The sequence below is a fragment of the Streptococcus sp. 4886 genome, from assembly GCF_013276485.1.
In the GTDB taxonomy this organism is placed as follows: Bacteria; Bacillota; Bacilli; order Lactobacillales; family Streptococcaceae; genus Streptococcus.
In genome coordinates, this window is sequence record NZ_VMLD01000018.1 from 39,875 (window position 1) to 57,902 (window position 18,028).

Genomic DNA, 18,028 nt, shown 5'->3' on the forward strand with positions numbered 1-18,028 from the left:
AGCAAATAAGGAGACAATATGAAACAACTATCTAGTGCACAAGTACGCCAAATGTGGCTTGATTTCTGGGCGACCAAAGGTCACTCAGTAGAACCATCAGTGAGCTTGGTTCCTGTAAATGACCCAACGCTTTTGTGGATCAACTCTGGAGTAGCAACGCTTAAGAAATACTTTGATGGGACTATTATCCCTGAAAATCCACGTATTACCAATGCCCAAAAGGCTATCCGTACCAACGACATCGAAAACGTAGGGAAGACTGCACGTCACCATACCATGTTTGAAATGTTGGGGAACTTCTCTATCGGAGATTACTTCCGTGACGAAGCGATCACTTGGGCTTATGAGCTTTTGACAAGCCCTGAGTGGTTTGACTTCCCAGCTGAAAAACTTTACATGACCTACTATCCGGATGATAAAGATTCTTACAACCGCTGGATTGAAGTGGGAGTGGATCCAAGTCACTTGATTCCGATCGAGGACAACTTCTGGGAAATCGGTGCAGGACCTTCTGGACCAGATACAGAAATCTTCTTTGACCGTGGAGAAGCTTTTGACCCAGAAAATATCGGTATTCGCCTGCTTGCAGAAGATATTGAAAACGACCGCTATATCGAAATCTGGAACATCGTTTTGTCACAATTTAACGCAGACCCTGCTGTTCCTCGTAGCGAGTACAAGGAATTGCCACACAAGAACATTGATACGGGCGCTGGTTTGGAGCGTTTGGTGGCCGTTATCCAAGGGGCTAAGACCAACTTTGAAACGGACCTCTTCATGCCGATCATTCGTGAAGTGGAGAAATTGTCTGGTAAGGTCTATGACCAAGATGGCGACAACATGAGCTTTAAGGTCATCGCTGACCACATCCGTTCACTTTCATTTGCCATCGGTGATGGTGCCCTTCCAGGAAATGAAGGTCGTGGTTATGTCCTTCGTCGTCTTCTCCGTCGTGCTTCGATGCATGGTCAAAAATTGGGAATCAACGAGCCTTTCCTTTACAAACTCGTTCCAACCGTTGGAAAAATCATGGAAAGCTACTATCCAGAAGTGCTTGAAAAACGTGACTTTATCGAAAAAATCGTTAAGAGCGAGGAAGAGTCATTTGCGCGTACTCTTCACTCAGGTCAACACTTTGCTCAAGGCATCGTAGCAGACTTGAAAGAAAAAGGTCAATCTGTCATTGCTGGTTCAGATGTATTCAAACTCTACGACACTTATGGATTCCCAGTTGAATTGACTGAAGAAATCGCTGAAGAAGCTGGTATGACTGTAGACCGTGAAGGATTTGAAGCAGCCATGAAAGAACAGCAAGAACGTGCGCGTGCGTCAGCTGTTAAGGGTGGCTCAATGGGGATGCAAAATGAAACCCTTCAAAACATCACTGTAGAAAGTGTCTTCAACTACAATGCTAGCCAATTGTCTTCTAAATTGGTGGCTATCGTGGCTGACAATGCAGAAGTAGAAGCTGTATCAGAAGGAACTGCCTCACTTATCTTTGCGGAAACGCCATTCTATGCTGAAATGGGTGGACAGGTCGCTGACCACGGACAAATCTTGGATGCGTCAGGTAAGGTCGTGGGTACTGTGACCAATGTTCAAAAAGCACCAAACGGACAAGCTCTTCACACTGTTGAAGTCCTTGCACCGCTTGCCTTAAACCAAGAATATACCTTGGCAATCGATACCAATCGTCGTCACCGTGTTATGAAAAACCACACTGCGACTCACTTGCTTCACGCTGCCCTTCACAACATCCTTGGAAGCCACGCGACACAAGCAGGATCTCTTAACGAAGTTGAATTCCTTCGCTTTGACTTTACCCACTTCCAAGCGGTGACTGCTGAAGAATTGCGTGCCATTGAACAGCAAGTCAACGAGAAGATCTGGGAAGCTCTTGAAGTGAAGACAGTTGAAACGGATATTGACACTGCCAAAGAAATGGGAGCTATGGCTCTCTTTGGTGAGAAATACGGCAAGGAAGTTCGTGTTGTTACTATCGGTGACTACTCTATCGAGCTTTGTGGTGGTACCCACGTTGGCAACACTTCTGAAATTGGCCTCTTCAAGATTGTCAAAGAAGAAGGGATTGGATCAGGAACTCGCCGTATCTTGGCAGTGACTGGTAAGGAAGCCTTTGAAGCCTACCGTGAACAAGAAGACGCTCTTAAAGCTGTCGCAGCAACCTTGAAAGCACCTCAACTTAAAGAAGTACCTCACAAGGTAGAAGGACTTCAAGAACAACTTCGTCAATTGCAAAAAGAAAATGCTGAGTTGAAAGAAAAAGCCGCAGCTGCAGCTGCAGGCGACATCTTCAAGGATGTTAAGGAAGTCAACGGTCACCGTTACATTGCTAGCCAAGTGTCTGTATCTGATGCTGGTGCCCTTCGTACTTTTGCGGATAACTGGAAACAAAAAGACTACTCTGATCTTCTTGTCCTAGTTGCTGCTATCGGTGACAAAGTCAATGTCCTTGTAGCAAGCAAGACAAAAGACCTTCATGCAGGAAACCTTGTCAAAGAATTAGCACCAATCGTCGATGGACGTGGTGGTGGTAAACCAGACATGGCCATGGCAGGAGGAAGCAACCAAGCTAAAATCCAAGAATTGTTGGATGCAGTAGCAGGTAAATTGTAAACTCGATTATTAATTCTTTGATAATTTTAAAAATTAAGAGTTGAAAAGATATTGTTAAGAGAGTATTCTTATGAAAAGAAAAATTTATGTTGCTTTAAGTATATTTTTTGGTATGGGAACAATTGGATTTATATTTGATTCCAAAAAAATTATTGACCAACTAGGCTTCCAACAATTTATATCTCAAATTATTTTTAGTTCCGTATTTACTTTCCTTTTCTATTGGTTGTATATTAAAGATAGTAAAAAAGCTATAGCTGTTAATAGTAACAGAGATACAATAAATAAACCGATAGATGAAATATACTCATCGACCTCATCGATTGAAATACCAATAAGTGTAATAGAAGAAGAGCGAAATAAAATTAAATTAAATAAATTCAAAAGAAAAAATAATGAAATTCTCAAGTTTATTGTTGCGTTCTTTATTCCTTGGATTGGTTGGATTTATTTAATTTATAGGCTTGTTCGTTATAATATGAAAAAACATTACTTTTTAAGTGATGAATTTATTCGGAATAAAATACAAATCGATTCTTTTGTTACAGAATATAATGAAATAGCTAAATATGTTGAGAAGTTTGATGAGGTAAGCTTACAATCTACAAGTTTTGATAAATATAAGTATGCTCATGTAGCTAAAGGACAAAATACAAGTTTGTATAATATTCAACGTGATAGGAACGTTATTGATTATCAATCTAAATATATTTATAATGCTTCACTACAAGTTGTGAGAAATGCAGAGTTAGAACCTTTTAAGTATTTATGTAAGTATTTTGATTTTAAGCCTAACGAAGAAAATCTACAGCGTATTCAAGAAATTGGTGAACAAGTATCACGATTTCTTAATGCTAAAGAGAATCTTGATAATAGATTAGCAAGAATTTTAAATAGTTTAAATCCTCCACAGTTTATTTTAAAGTATTATAAAGAAGAATTTTTATATTATACCAACATTGAAGTTCCCCAAATTAATTTTAATTTTCCTACCTATACTTTTCAATATGTTAGTGCAGGTGGTAATTCTAGTCAAGTTACTTCAATTACACTAAATGAGGAAATAATTGAATTATTAATTACTTATATGGATGAGCAAGTTAAGTATAAGAAAAGTGCTAAAGCTCAACGTGCATTAATGACTAAAAAATTACGTGAGTATGTCAAAGAAAGGGACTGTTATACTTGCCAATATTGCGGAGCATCTACTGCTCAACAAGATTTATTATTGCTAGAAGTGGATCATATTATTCCAGTTTCAAAGGGTGGAATGTCTACGGAAAGTAATTTACAAACATTATGCTGGAAATGTAATAGAACAAAATCAGATAAAATTTTATAGATTTAGATGAAAATTATAATGTTTGAGAACAGAACGTGTCAATTAGTGATATAATTTTTAACAAAAATATAGGTTGTTTAAAGATCTATCCATTTGGGTAGGTCTTTTTGTGAATACAAAAAAGCCAAATCCGATTGGACCTGGCTGGATTATTATGAGTTATTAGATTGTATTGGCTGCCCAGACACTTACGGATCTAGCTGAGACTGGGAATTGTCCATAACCTTCCTCATCGATTGTAACTTGATCTTGGTGGTTTCCAAGTAAATCTATGAAAGTTTGGTTAGCCCATTCTTGGCCGACAAACATTGATTTGCTGTTTTCTTGGTCATTTGAGATAAGGACTGCGATTGGGGATTGATGTTCAGCACCTGAACGTACCCAACCGATACAGTTAGGATCATCAAAGTAGTCATTTTGTTCTCCATAGGCCAAATCTTTTCGGATGGCTAGGAGGCGGTCAAGGACCTCTTTGAAATCTTGTTGAGCATATTGTCCTGAAATCCCATAGTAGTCTCCGTAAAAGACACATGGAAGGCCATTTTGGCGTAACAGAATGAGGGCATAGGCTGCTGGTTTAAACCATTCTTCAACGGTAGACTCAAGAGCCTGACCTCGTTGTGTATCGTGGTTGTCGACAAAAGTCACAGCCTTGTCAGGCTTGAGTTCAACCAGGCTATCTGTGAAAATACCACGAAGGTCATAGTTGGAACCTGCTCGGCTAGCATCAAAGAGATTCTGGTGGAGACGAACATCGACAAGGTCAAAGCGTTCTTCCGTTTTTTCAAGATAGTCCAGATTGGCTTCCTTGTCTGGATTCCAAAATTCACCAAAAACATAGAAATCCTCACCGTATTTTTCCTTCATATCGCGGATAAAATTGCTCATGAAGAAAGAGTCAATGTGCTTAACGGCATCCAAACGGAAACCAGCAATACCAGTCGTCTCCATGAACCAGTCAGTCCAGTCATAGATATTTTTGATAACTTCAGGATGCTTAAAGTCTAGGTCGGCATACATGAGGTAGTCGTAGTTACCATTTTCGTTATCGACCAATTCCTCATTTGCCCAGCCCTTGTTGTCCCCTTGGATGAGATAAATCCCAGACTTACGGCGTTTTGCATCATAGTCAGTACCTGTGAAGTGGTACCAGTGCCAGTGGAAGTCATTGTAGGTATCGTGGCGACCATCGAAGGTAAAGCTAGTCCAGCCATTGATGGTGAAAGGTTCTCCAAGTTCGACTGTACGGTCTACAGGATCCACTTCGATGACCTGAAAGGCTTCCATGTGATCAGCCGCCGCCTTGTGATTGAGCACCACATCGGCCATAGGTTGAATTCCCTGTGCTTTTAGGGCTTGAATGGCTTGAAGATAGTCTTCTTTGAAACCATACTTGGTACGGACTGTCCCTTTTTGGTTGAACTCTCCTAGGTCGAATAAGTCATAGACCCCATAGCCTACATCTTTTTCATTGGTAGCCTTGAAAGCTGGTGGCATCCAGACATGGCTGATACCGAGATTAGCTAGGTGTGGAGCATCTTCAGCCAGACGCGTCCAGTGCTGACCGTCGTGGGGCAGATACCATTCAAAGTATTGCATGAGTGTTTGATTTTGCATGATGTTTCCTCTTACTTGTCAATCTTGTTCTTTATTCTATCATAAAGTATCTCTTGGCGCAAACGTTTGCGTAAGAATAGAAGGAAACTATTGTATCTACTTAAAATAAAGTGTTGATTTTTTTGTATCAAAGTGCTAGTATAATAGTATGTAATATAGATAAAGATAGGAGTCATCCCATGATTGAATTTCAAAATGTTAGTAAGTTGTATGGTGATAAAGAGGCTTTGAGCAATCTCAATTTGCAGATTGAAAATGGGGAGATTATGGGCTTGATTGGCCATAACGGTGCTGGAAAATCGACTACCATAAAATCCCTAGTCAGTATCATTTCGCCCAGCAGTGGTCGTATTTTGGTAGATGGTCAGGATTTATCGGAAAATCGCTTGGCTATTAAACGAAAGATTGGCTACGTTGCAGACTCGCCTGACTTATTTTTACGCTTAACGGCCAATGAATTTTGGGAATTGATTGCCTCATCCTATGATTTGAGCAGCTCTGACTTGGAGGCTAGTCTAGCTAGGCTATTGAACGTTTTTGATTTTGCTGAAAACTGCTATCAGGTTATTGAAACCCTTTCTCACGGAATGCGTCAGAAAGTCTTTGTCATCGGAGCACTCTTGTCCGATCCCGATATTTGGGTCTTGGACGAACCCTTGACAGGTTTGGATCCCCAGGCTGCCTTTGATTTGAAGCAAATGATGAAGGAGCATGCGCAAAAAGGCAAGACAGTCTTGTTTTCAACCCATGTCCTAGAGGTGGCAGAGCAAGTCTGTGATCGGATTGCCATTTTGAAAAAGGGGCATTTGATTTATTGTGGTAGCGTAGAGGACTTGAGAAAAGACCACCCAAACCAGTCTTTAGAAAGTATCTATCTTAGCCTTGCTGGTAGAAAAGAGGAGGTTTCAGATGCGTCTCAAGGTCATTAAAAAATTAGTTGATATCAATATCCTCTATTCATCTCAAGAAGCTAATCTGGCTAACCTACGAAAGAAGCAAGCTAAGAATCCTGAGAAAAAAGTAAATGTTTCCGCTAGAGTCCTAAGTTCTTACATTTTTTCTAGTCTCTTGATGCTTTTCATGTTTATAAATATAGCCTTTCGTTTTCCTTTTGAGGAAATACCAAGTTTTTTTAGTAGCATGGTTGCTATTTTACTAGTGCTTGCCTTTTCAACTTCTTTCACTGCATTTTACAATGTCTTTTATGAGAGTAAGGACTTGGTATCGTATAGACCCTATGCCTTTAAAGAATCAGAGATTATAATTGCTAAAGGACTGTCTGTTCTCTTGCCAGCTCTAACTGGAATTGTACCAATCCTAGCTTATTTTCTAGTCCTCTATATTAGGCTAGCACCTTCTCTTTGGCTGGGCTTGCCTTTGATGCTACTGTCCTTGGCCTTATTATTTGTCTCTGTTACTTTAGTGATGGTAGTGGCAGTACATTTCTTGGCTCAGACTAGGGTCTTCAGAAAGTATCAGTCTATTTTTTCGAATGTGATGATTGGGATAGGAGTTCTCATACCTTTAATATATGTCTTCTTTCTACAGTCGACTTCTGGACGTATTGTTGACAAAGTTAGAGACATTCCATTTCTCCTTTATCCTATTCATCTCTTTTACAAAATAGCAGTGGAGCCTTTTTCGACAGAAGCCATCCTGGGTCTGCTCGCTTGGATAGGACTAACTCTCTTCTTGCTTTACTTGAGCAAAAAGAAGGTTTTTCCTCGTTTTTATGACGTGATTCTGCTTAACAGTGAGGAGAAGGTCAAGAAAGAACGTCGCAGTAAGGAGAGAATTTCAACTACTAAAAAGGGATTTTTCCGTATGGTTTTACGCTACCACCTCACCCTCTTGGGACAGGGGACTGGCGTGATTACAGTGCTTTTTACAAGTGCTTTCCTTCCTTATCTCATGATGATCGGTCTGATTTCCAAAATCCGAGATTCTCAGATAGTTCCAGACATTCATCCTCCATACTGGTTACCCTTGTTTTTTGTAGGAGTGTTTATAGCAGTTGTCAATAACAATATCACCAGCCTGCATTCAATTGCCTTGTCCTTGGAGAGAGAAAATGTTGATTTTCTTAAGAGTTTACCCTTTGACTTTGCTCGTTATGTGAAAGTGAAATTTTGGATTATATTTGCTGTCCAGTCCTTTTTACCAGTTCTGACTTTACTTGGCCTTTCTCTATATCTAGGCTTGCCCATCCTTTCGATGATTTACCTTCTTGTGGCATGGATCCTTGCCAGTGTCATCCTTTCTTGCCACCATTACCTTAAGGACGTGAAAAATCTGTCAACCAATTGGAGTAGCATTACGGACTTGGTGAACCGTTCAAATCGTATAGTAGCAATTGTTTTGATTTTTATTTATAGTGCAATCTTAATGGCCCTTGTAATAGGGAGCTTATTCTTGGTTCGGTCTCTCTCCCCTGTCCTTGCCATCAGCTTGGGAGTAGGAACTCTTATCGTCTTGCTTGCTCTTGCTATTTTTGGCTATCATTACTACCTGTCACGCATATTGACAGAAATAGAAAAAAGATGAGCTAGTTGGTTACTATCTTGATAAATTTAATTCGACAAACGCTTTTATAGTTTGTTAGAATGTAGTTGTAAATGATTAAGATTGGTAATCAAAAATATATAGGGAGGAATGTTTTGAATAAGAAATATAATCTAGTTCTATTATTGTTGTTTATAGTTTATTTATTGGGATATTTTTCAATTTCAAAAACGTTCATTCCTATAATGTGTGTGATCCAAGTATTTTTGATAGAACATATATTTAAAGTTCGAAATAGAATGATGCAAATAGGTGAAATTTTAATTATTGTTGCTTCTATAATATTATTTATTGATAGTATATTTAGTTTGTAACAAAAGGCTTTTCTATAAAATCAAATTTTCCAGATACCTGCTGAAGCTGATTTATATCCTAATATTTCTTCTACTATCTTCGTCACTAAACTTGACAGACATATATTGCAGGTACAACCTCTCTACCTACAATCTTACAGGTTAGTTTCTTAGTTTGTTATTTGATTTTCATTGAATTTTATTTTATAAAAAGAAATGCTCCTCCACGATGGAAGAGCATCTTTTATTGTGATTTTGATTCGGTTTCGGCCGACTCGGGATGGAGTTCTTGGTAACTTGGTGCCTTGAAAAGGTCAGTACTGGTCTTACCTTGTCGTTGGCTAAAGAGACTGTTTGATTGACTACCTTTTTCCTGCTCAATCTTTTGAAGAATTGGTAAAGAATTGAGGTAAGAAATACTTTCAGTATCAACTTTTCCAAGATGATCTTTTTGGTAAAAACGTATCAAATCGCCAGTTTGAATCTGGTCGCTGATTTTCAGCTGTTGACTGGCTGCCTGTCGAACGCTTTCCAGTTCGGTCTGAGCTTGTTCATCAAGATTGCTGATTTCAAGACCGCTTTCAGTATAGTAGGTTCGTCCGTCGTAGTTGGTATATTTTGGTGTGACGAAGGAATTGGCAGTTCGAAAGGCAACGATTTCTTGGTGGTCTGGTGATAGGAGGTCTTGGCCGACTTGAAGGAAGGAACTGGACTCAATGCCAAGGAGGTGTTCGAGAGTCGGTAAGATATCGATTTGTCCACCGTAGGTATTGATGATTTGTCCTTTTTCATAGCCAGGAATGACCACCATAAAAGGCACTCGTTGCAACATGGCATTGTCGTAATTAGACCAGTTCTCAGAAGTCTTGCCAATCAAGGGAGCCAGCTCAGGATTTCGGGAGTTGGAAATACCATAATGGTCTCCGTAGATGACGATGATGGATTTTTCATAGAGGCCACTTTCTTTGAGATAGTCAAAGAAGGCCTTGATAGCACTATCCAGATAGTTAGCTGTTTGGAAGTAGCCGTTGATTGTTTCATCTTTGGTTTTAGCCAGTGGGAAACCAAGCTCATCGCCTGTCAGATTGCTAGCATAAGGATAGTGATTGGACACCGTGATATACTTAGCATAAAAAGGCTGCTGCAAATGCTCCAGATATTGGATAGAATCTTTCATCATGATTTTATCATTTAAACCATATTGGAAAGAATTGCTACTGTCTTGCTTGGTAAAATAGGAAGCATCAAAGAAGTATTGGTAGCCCCATTGTTTGTAGGTCGTATTTCGATTCCAGAAGGTCCCGATATTACCGTGAAAGACGGCACTCGATTGATAGCCGTTTTTTGATAGGATAAAAGGAGCTGCCTGCTGGGTATTGGTACCTCCATAGTTAACCATAAAGGAACCTTGGTCAAGTCCAAACAAACCAGTCTCCAGCATGGTTTCCGCATCTGAGGTTTTACCAGCCTTGACTTGGTTAAAGATATTCGAAAAGGCTAGGGTTGATTGCGAATGGTAGAGTGAATTTAGGAAGGGAGTGACTTCATGCTCAGTTCCATCTAGGTTGAGTTTATAGTCAATCAGGAACTGTTGGAAACTCTCCAAGTGGAGATAAATCACATTTTTTCCTTTGGCCAAGCCAAAATAGTCTGGATTGGGCTTAGCCGAATGCTCTTGAATATAATCTGTAATAGGTTGAAGGTCAGTCTCAGAAGCCTTGGCACGTTCCTTGTTTGCACTGTAGGATTGGTTGGCACTATAGCCTAAAAAGGCGGGTAGACTAAGGGCGCGGACAACATAATAATTCGAAAATCCTCGCGATAGGAGATCGGGACGCTCGATTTCAGCCAAAAAAAGATTAGCTGAAAAGAGCAGGGCTGAGAGAGCAGTGATGGCAATACTGGAGCGAAATTTGAAAGGTCTCCTATCCAAATGGATGAATTTTTTATAGAAAAGGAAAGTCAGCAGTGGGAAATCCATAAAATAGATGAAATCCCAAGGACGCAGTAACTCTAGTTCTGCAGTGCCGACAGACACCTTGCTGACCACCTTCATGGTATTAGCCGTGATAAAGTCGCTAAATTCTCGATAGTAAAAGACATTAGAATAGAGCCAAATGAATAAAAGGCTATAAATAGCTATACTAAGACCATAAAAGATCTTGGTTGAGCGAGCATAGAGGGCTGAAGCTAGCAGGAGGAGCCCCAAAGGAAGGGGATTGAAAAAGGCGATAAAGGCAAGGTAATTTCCCTGCAACTTGCCCACTTGAATATCTAAATTAAAGTCAACGGCATAGGCTAATAAGGTTTTGAGCCAATATAGGATTAAAAGGGTTAGGACAAAACCCAGTCTGGTACCGATGGCTTTTTGGATTTTGTTAAAATTGCTTTTCACACATTTACTTCCTAATTTTTTATTAGTATTAGTATACCATTTTTTAAAAGAAGAGTAAAAAAGCAAGGGTAGTTTCTTTTTTGAGAATTGTCTAAAAGTTTGATATAATGGTAGTTATGAATAGAATAAGAGTCAGCAAAAGGGTTGAAAAGAAGCTCGCTAAGGGGCTAGTTTTACTAGAAGCCAGTGATCTTGAGAATGTCAATCTTAAGGATCAGGAAGTAGAAGTGCAGAGTCAGGAAGGAACCTTTCTTGGAACTGCCTACCTTTCGCAGCAAAACAAGGGCTTGGGCTGGTTTGTTAGCAAGGACAAGGTGACCTTCAATCAAGCTTTCTTTGAAACACTGTTTAGACAAGCCAAAGAAAAGAGAAAAGCCTACTATCAAGATGATTTGACAACTGCCTTTCGTCTCTTCAACCAAGAGGGAGATGGCTTTGGCGGTCTGACAGTGGACCTTTATGGCGACTATGCTGTCTTTTCTTGGTATAACTCTTATGTTTATCAGATTCGCAAGGTTATCTCAGAAGCTTTTAGACAGGTTTTTCCTGAGGTGTTAGGGGTCTATGAGAAGATACGCTTTAAGGGTTTGGACTATGAATCAGCCCATGTTTATGGTCAAGAAGCACCTGACTTTTTCACTGTTCTGGAAAATGGAGTCCTGTATCAAGTCTTTATGAATGATGGCTTGATGACAGGAATTTTCCTAGACCAGCATGAAGTTCGAGGTAGCTTAGTTGACGGTTTGGCTATGGGCAAATCCTTGCTCAATATGTTTTCTTATACAGCAGCCTTTTCAGTAGCTGCGGCCATGGGAGGAGCAAGTCAGACAACTTCTGTGGACCTAGCCAAACGTTCACGAGAATTGTCTCAAGCGCATTTTCAGGCAAATGGACTTAGCACAGACAACCATCGTTTTATAGTCATGGATGTCTTTGAATATTTCAAGTATGCCAAGCGAAAAGGCTTGACCTACGATGTGATTGTCCTAGATCCGCCTAGCTTTGCTCGGAACAAAAAACAAACGTTCTCTGTGGCCAAGGATTATCACAAGTTGATTTCCCAGAGTCTTGAGATTTTAAATCCGGAAGGGATTATCATTGCCAGTACTAATGCTGCCAATGTTTCCCGCCAGAAATTTACAGAACAAATTGATAAAGGCTTTGCAGGAAGAAGTTACCAGATTTTAAATAAATACGGTCTTCCAGCAGACTTCGCCTATAATAAAAAAGATGAAAGTAGTAATTACCTCAAGGTGATTAGTATGAAGGTTAGTAAATGAAATTGATCGTTTCAGTAATGCCAAGAAGTTTAGAGGAGGCCCAGGCTCTGGACGCCACGAGGTACCTGGATGCCGACATCATTGAATGGCGTGCCGACTATCTGCCTAAGGAAGCAATTTTGCAGGTAGCTCCAGCTATTTTTGAAAAATTCGCAGGTCGTGAGTTGGTTTTCACGCTGCGAACTCGCTCTGAAGGGGGAGAAATCGAACTTTCTCCAGAAGAATATATCCATCTAATCAAGGAAGTGGCGCAACTCTATCAACCAGACTATATTGATTTTGAGTACTATAGCTACAAGGATGTTTTTGAGGAAATGTTGGACTTTCCAAATCTCATTTTGAGTTATCACAATTTCCAAGAAACACCTGAAAATATGATGGAAATCTTGTCAGAGTTGACGAGCCTAAATCCAAAACTTGTCAAGGTTGCGGTGATGGCTCACACGGAGCAGGATGTATTAGACTTGATGAACTATACACGAGGCTTTAAAACCCTCAATCCTGAACAGGAATATGTGACCATTTCTATGGGCAAGGTGGGCAAGGTTTCTCGTATCACTGCGGGTGTGACTGGTTCGAGTTGGTCTTTTGCCAGTCTGGATGAAGCCAGTGCCCCTGGTCAGATTTCCCTAGCTAACATGAAAAAAATCAGGGAGATTTTGAATGAAGCTTGATGGCTATACACGTTTAGCTGCAGTTGTTGCCAATCCTATTAAGCACTCTATTTCTCCCTTTATTCACAACAACGCCTTTGAGGCGACAGCTACCAATGGTGCTTATGTGGCTTGGGAGATTGAAGCGAGTGACTTGGCAGAAACAGTGGCCAATATTCGTCGCTACCAGATGTTTGGTATCAACCTGTCCATGCCCTATAAGGAGCAGGTGATTCCTTATTTGGATGAGCTGAGTGACGAAGCGCGCTTGATCGGTGCGGTTAATACGGTCGTCAATGAGAATGGCAATTTAATTGGATATAATACAGATGGCAAGGGATTTTTTAAGAGCTTGCCTTCTTTTACAATTACAGGTAAGAAGATGACCCTGCTGGGTGCAGGTGGTGCGGCCAAGTCCATTTTGGCACAAGCTATTTTGGACGGCGTCAGTCAGATTTCGGTCTTTGTTCGTTCAGTTTCTATGGAAAAAACAAGACCTTACCTAGACAAGTTACAGGAGCAGACAGGCTTTAAGGTGGACTTGTATGCTTTAGAAGATGTTTCTGTCTTGCAGGAAAGGATTGCTGAGTCGGATCTACTGGTTAATGCCACCAGTGTGGGCATGGATGGTCAATCATCCCCAGTTCCTGAAAGCATCAATTTGCCAGAAACTATCTTGGTGGCAGATATTATTTACCAACCCTTTGAAACGCCATTTTTAAAATGGGCCAGAAGTCAGGGTAATTCAGCCGTCAATGGTCTGGGGATGTTGCTCTATCAAGCTGCAGAAGCTTTTCAACTGTGGACAGGCAAGGAAATGCCGACAGAAGAGATTTGGCAGTCCTTAACAGAAAAATACCAATAAAGAAAGGGAGATTCTCCTATGAAAATCAGAATTGATATTCCTCATCATCCTTATGATATTCAGATTGAAAAAGGTTGTCTGGCTCAGGCTGGTCAATGGTTGCGAGAACTCTGGCAACCACAAAAGATAGTCATTGTGACAGATAACCATGTAGCTTCTCTTTATGCAGAGAAGGTCAAGCTCAGCCTAGAAGATGCTGGTTTTCAGGTAGCAGTTTTTGACTTTTTAGAAGGGGAAGAAAGAAAGAATTTAATCACTGTTCAGAAAGTCTATGAATTTTTAGTCAAGCAAGGACTGACTCGTAGCGATGGAATCGTGGCTCTTGGTGGCGGTGTTGTTGGTGACCTGGCTGGTTTTGTAGCCTCTACCTATATGCGGGGTATTCACTTTGTTCAGATTCCGACCAGTTTAACTGCCCAGGTGGATTCGTCTATCGGTGGAAAGACAGGCGTTAACACTCCATTTGCTAAGAATATGGTGGGTACCTTTGCCCAACCAGATGGGGTTCTGATTGATCCACTTGTTCTTGAAACGCTTGGAAAGAGAGAGTTGATTGAAGGGATGGGTGAAGTTATCAAGTATGGCTTGATTGAGGATCCAGAACTGTGGAAAATTTTGACGGAGCTAGATGGTTCTGTAGAGGGCATTCTGGAACATGCAGAGACTTTGATTGAACATTCTTGTCAGGTTAAGCGCAAGATGGTAGTTGAGGATGAGTTGGACAATGGTGTCCGCCTTTACCTCAATTTTGGCCATACTATTGGCCATGCCATTGAAGCGACTGCCGGTTATGGTAAAGTCATGCATGGAGAGGCTGTGGCTATGGGTATGGTTCAGATTTCCAAGGTGGCTGAGGAAAAAGGCCTTATGCCAGCTGGTATTACCCAGTCCATCACAGAAATGTGTCAGAAATTTGGCTTGCCTGTTGACTATAAGAGCTGGGATGTTGACAAGCTTTATCAGGCTTTAACTCATGATAAGAAGGCGCGTGGCAACACCTTGAAATTGGTCTTGGTGCCAGAGCTTGGTTCAGCGATCATTCACCCAGTTTCTCTGGAAGAGATGAAAGACTACTTGGTAAAATAAGGAGAGTGTATGAGATATTTAACTGCAGGAGAATCACACGGTCCCCGTCTGACAGCTATCATTGAAGGAATTCCAGCTGGACTACCTTTGACAGCTGAGGATATTAATGGAGACCTTAAACGTCGTCAGGGTGGCTACGGCCGCGGTGGTCGTATGAAGATTGAGAGCGACCAAGTTATCTTTACTTCGGGCGTTCGCCACGGGAAGACGACAGGGGCGCCTATTACTATGGATGTCATCAATAAGGACCACCAGAAATGGCTGGACATCATGTCTGCGGAGGACATTGAAGACCGTCTTAAAAGCAAACGAAAAATCACTCATCCACGTCCAGGTCATGCCGACTTGGTTGGGGGTATCAAGTACCGTTTTGATGATTTGCGAAATTCCTTGGAGCGTTCATCAGCTCGTGAAACTACCATGCGGGTGGCAGTTGGGGCAGTAGCCAAACGCCTCTTGGCTGAGCTGGATATGGAGATTGCCAACCATGTCGTAGTCTTTGGTGGCAAGGAAATCGATGTTCCTGAGAATCTGACAGTGGCTGAGATTAAGGAAAGAGCTGCCCAGTCTGAAGCTTCTATTGTCAACCAAGAAAGAGAACAGGAAATCAAGGATTATATTGACCAAATCAAACGTGACGGTGATACCATCGGTGGGGTTGTGGAGACAGTCGTTGGAGGTGTTCCAGTTGGTCTTGGTTCCTATGTCCAATGGGACAGAAAATTGGATGCGCGATTGGCCCAGGCAGTTGTCTCTATCAATGCCTTTAAAGGAGTAGAATTTGGTCTTGGCTTTGAAGCTGGTTACCGTAAAGGCAGCCAAGTCATGGATGAAATTCTCTGGTCTAAAGAAGACGGCTATACCCGTCGCACCAATAATTTAGGTGGCTTTGAAGGTGGTATGACCAATGGGCAACCGATTGTTGTTCGTGGAGTTATGAAGCCCATTCCTACTCTCTACAAACCACTTATGAGTGTGGATATCGAAACCCACGAACCTTACAAGGCAACCGTTGAGAGAAGTGACCCGACTGCTCTTCCAGCAGCAGGTGTAGTTATGGAAGCTGTTGTGGCAACGGTTTTAGCACAAGAAATCCTCGAAAAATTCTCATCAGACAATCTAGAGGAATTAAAAGAAGCAGTGGTCAAGCACCGAGACTATACAAAGAACTATTAAGGAGTTTCTATGGCAAAAACAGTCTATATCGCGGGCCTTGGATTGATTGGTGCCTCGATGGCCCTTGGTATCAAACGCGATCATCCAGATTATGAAATTTTAGGTTATAATCGCAGTCAAGCTTCGAGAGATATTGCCTTGAAAGAAGGCATGATTGACCGTGCAACGGATGATTTTGCTAGTTTTGCTCCTTTGGCAGATATCATCATTCTCAGCTTGCCAATCAAGCAAACCATTGCTTTCATTAAGGAGTTGGCCAACTTGGACTTAAAAGAAGGCGTGATTATCTCAGATGCTGGTTCGACCAAGTCAGCCATTGTAGATGCGGCGGAGAACTATTTAGCTGGTAAGCCTGTTCGCTTTGTCGGGGCCCATCCCATGGCTGGTAGTCACAAGACAGGGGCTGCTTCTGCGGATGTCAATCTTTTTGAAAATGCCTATTATATCTTTACACCTTCGAGGCTGACAAGTCCTGACACACTTGAGGAAATGAAGGACTTACTTTCAGGTCTTCATGCTCGTTTTATCGAGATTGATGCCAAGGAGCACGATCGAGTCACTTCTCAGATTAGCCATTTTCCTCATATTCTGGCTTCTAGTCTCATGGAACAGACCGTGGTCTATGCTCAAGAACATGAGATGGCAAGGCGTTTTGCTGCCGGTGGTTTTCGAGATATGACCCGAATTGCGGAAAGCGAGCCAGGTATGTGGACCTCCATTCTCTTGTCCAATCGTGAAACAATTTTAGATAGAATTGGGGATTTCAAGGAGCGTTTGGACGAGATTGGACAAGCTATCAGTAAGGGTGATGAAAACCAAATCTGGAACTTTTTCAACCAAGCGCGTGAGCAACGTCAGGCCATGGAAATTCATAAGCGTGGTGGTGTGGATAGTTCTTACGACCTCTATGTCGACGTTCCCGATGAAGAAGATGTCATCTTGAGGATTTTGGAACTACTACGTGGAACTTCCTTGGTCAATATTCATATCAACGAGGAAAACCGTGAGGATATTCACGGGATTCTACAAATTTCATTTAAAAATGCTCAAGACTTGGAAAGAGCTGAGCATCTAATAACAGAAAATACCGACTACACAGTCGTTGTCAAATAAGGAGAAAAATATGCCTAAAATAGAGCCTAGATTCATATTTGGTATTATCTTTATTTCTTTTATCTTACTTAGAGCTTACGCTGTTAAAAAAGATGTGAAAACTACTTCAGAAGCTAGTGTTGAGACAAAAAATGAACCATCCAACAAGGAAATAAGTTAAGAGAAAACCAATTCAAAGTATGTAGACGATAGAATTATTAATGAGTTTATCAATAGCTATAATCAAAATTCTAATAGCCCATTGGAAAATATCAAAAAAGGAAATATAAAAATAAAATATTTCGCATCAAGCTACGGATACTACTTGGAACTTTTACATGCAAATGATACTGCTAAAATCAACGTAACAATAAATCAGACAAATGAAAATAGTGAATCTGGTGTTGCAGGAATGAAAGAAGTATTTCATGATATTGTTAAATCGATTGAATCATCCTTATCTGATGATGAGATAGAGAACTATTTTGATAATCTTATGTCAAATGAAATAAAAACAGGTTCTAATTTAGGAACTTTGAAGATCGAGTATATACCAGATAAGGAATTAAGGAATGGACATTCAAGAGGTCATATAAAAGTGATTGCACAATAATAAAGACCACAGAGTGACTAGTAATTTTAAAAGAAATGAATAAGGAGAACATCATGTCAAATATTTACGATAGTGCAAACGAACTCAGTCGCGGCCTACGCGAATTACCAGAATACAAGGCTGTCAAAGCGGCTAAAGATGCGATTTCAGCAGATGCTGAGGCAAGCAAAATCTTTACAGAATATGTTGCTTTCCAAGAGGAAATTCAAAGATTAGCGCAGACAGGTCAAATGCCAGATGCATCCTTCCAAGCGAAAATGGAAGGCTTTGGTAAACAGATTCAAGGAAATAGCCTCTTGTCAGAATTCTTTACTAAGCAACAACAATTGGCAATTTACCTTTCTGACATTGAAAAAATTGTTTTTGAACCAGTTTCAGAATTGCTAAAATAAGAAAATAACTATCATAAAGTCAGGA

General features: G+C 40.8%; 16 protein-coding genes. 14 read left to right on the plus strand and 2 right to left on the minus strand.

Annotated elements, in window-relative coordinates; genetic code table 11:
• Window positions 1-18: 18 nt before the first annotated feature.
• Both alaS and HT679_RS11440 read left to right on the plus strand, forming a co-directional pair.
• On the plus strand, window positions 19-2,637 hold the full coding sequence (gene alaS, locus HT679_RS08505) for an alanine--tRNA ligase (protein WP_173214094.1): 2,619 nt from the start codon (window positions 19-21) through the stop codon (window positions 2,635-2,637).
• Between the two features lie 70 nt (window positions 2,638-2,707).
• The gene (locus tag HT679_RS11440; RefSeq protein WP_173214096.1) at window positions 2,708-3,979 is read left to right on the plus strand and encodes an HNH endonuclease; all 1,272 of its coding nucleotides are present in this window, start codon (window positions 2,708-2,710) and stop codon (window positions 3,977-3,979) included.
• Window positions 3,980-4,141: 162 nt separating this feature from the next.
• Here the strand turns inward: HT679_RS11440 and HT679_RS08515 are convergent, their stop codons facing one another.
• Complete coding sequence (locus HT679_RS08515; RefSeq protein WP_112444103.1) at window positions 4,142-5,596, minus strand: alpha-amylase; 1,455 nt, start codon at window positions 5,594-5,596, stop codon at window positions 4,142-4,144.
• A gap of 179 nt (window positions 5,597-5,775) precedes the next feature.
• On the opposite strand from HT679_RS08515, the gene HT679_RS08520 reads away from it, so the two are divergent.
• The 3 genes from HT679_RS08520 to HT679_RS11670 all read left to right on the plus strand — a co-directional run bounded on the left by HT679_RS08520 (window position 5,776) and on the right by HT679_RS11670 (window position 8,472).
• Window positions 5,776-6,525, plus strand: a complete 750-nt coding sequence (locus HT679_RS08520; RefSeq protein ID WP_173214098.1) for an ABC transporter ATP-binding protein — start codon at window positions 5,776-5,778, stop codon at window positions 6,523-6,525.
• A complete protein-coding gene (locus tag HT679_RS08525; protein WP_173214100.1) occupies window positions 6,506-8,140 on the plus strand; it encodes a hypothetical protein in 1,635 nt (544 codons plus the stop codon). Before HT679_RS08520 ends, HT679_RS08525 begins: the two co-directional genes overlap by 20 nt.
• A 71-nt stretch (window positions 8,141-8,211) precedes the next feature.
• Window positions 8,212-8,472 (plus strand): hypothetical protein, encoded by a 261-nt coding sequence (locus HT679_RS11670; RefSeq protein WP_316043869.1) that lies wholly within the window; start codon window positions 8,212-8,214, stop codon window positions 8,470-8,472.
• 223 nt (window positions 8,473-8,695) lie between these two features.
• On the opposite strand, the gene HT679_RS08530 is transcribed toward HT679_RS11670, so the two are convergent.
• Entirely contained in the window at window positions 8,696-10,846 is a 2,151-nt protein-coding gene (locus HT679_RS08530) for a sulfatase-like hydrolase/transferase (protein ID WP_173214102.1), read from the minus strand.
• 116 nt (window positions 10,847-10,962) lie between these two features.
• Between HT679_RS08530 and HT679_RS08535 the strand changes: the two genes are divergently transcribed.
• The 9 genes from HT679_RS08535 to HT679_RS08575 all read left to right on the plus strand — a co-directional run bounded on the left by HT679_RS08535 (window position 10,963) and on the right by HT679_RS08575 (window position 18,003).
• A complete protein-coding gene (locus tag HT679_RS08535; RefSeq protein WP_173214104.1) occupies window positions 10,963-12,126 on the plus strand; it encodes a class I SAM-dependent rRNA methyltransferase in 1,164 nt (387 codons plus the stop codon).
• Complete coding sequence (gene aroD / locus HT679_RS08540; protein ID WP_173214106.1) at window positions 12,123-12,800, plus strand: type I 3-dehydroquinate dehydratase; 678 nt, start codon at window positions 12,123-12,125, stop codon at window positions 12,798-12,800. The genes HT679_RS08535 and aroD overlap by 4 nt, the downstream gene beginning before the upstream one ends.
• Window positions 12,790-13,644 carry a shikimate dehydrogenase gene (locus HT679_RS08545; RefSeq protein ID WP_173214108.1) on the plus strand — a complete coding sequence of 285 codons (855 nt, stop codon included), beginning with the start codon at window positions 12,790-12,792 and terminating at the stop codon, window positions 13,642-13,644. Before aroD ends, HT679_RS08545 begins: the two co-directional genes overlap by 11 nt.
• Window positions 13,645-13,662: 18 nt before the next feature.
• Complete coding sequence (aroB, locus tag HT679_RS08550; RefSeq protein ID WP_173214110.1) at window positions 13,663-14,730, plus strand: 3-dehydroquinate synthase; 1,068 nt, start codon at window positions 13,663-13,665, stop codon at window positions 14,728-14,730.
• 9 nt (window positions 14,731-14,739) lie between these two features.
• Window positions 14,740-15,906 carry a chorismate synthase gene (aroC, locus tag HT679_RS08555; RefSeq protein ID WP_173214112.1) on the plus strand — a complete coding sequence of 389 codons (1,167 nt, stop codon included), beginning with the start codon at window positions 14,740-14,742 and terminating at the stop codon, window positions 15,904-15,906.
• 9 nt (window positions 15,907-15,915) lie between these two features.
• Entirely contained in the window at window positions 15,916-17,019 is a 1,104-nt protein-coding gene (locus tag HT679_RS08560; protein ID WP_112444086.1) for a prephenate dehydrogenase, read from the plus strand.
• A gap of 10 nt (window positions 17,020-17,029) precedes the next feature.
• Complete coding sequence (locus HT679_RS08565) at window positions 17,030-17,179, plus strand: hypothetical protein (protein ID WP_173214114.1); 150 nt, start codon at window positions 17,030-17,032, stop codon at window positions 17,177-17,179.
• A gap of 144 nt (window positions 17,180-17,323) precedes the next feature.
• Window positions 17,324-17,611 (plus strand): hypothetical protein, encoded by a 288-nt coding sequence (locus tag HT679_RS08570; protein WP_173214116.1) that lies wholly within the window; start codon window positions 17,324-17,326, stop codon window positions 17,609-17,611.
• 53 nt (window positions 17,612-17,664) lie between these two features.
• Window positions 17,665-18,003 (plus strand): YlbF/YmcA family competence regulator, encoded by a 339-nt coding sequence (locus HT679_RS08575; protein ID WP_000065980.1) that lies wholly within the window; start codon window positions 17,665-17,667, stop codon window positions 18,001-18,003.
• Window positions 18,004-18,028: the final 25 nt, after the last annotated feature.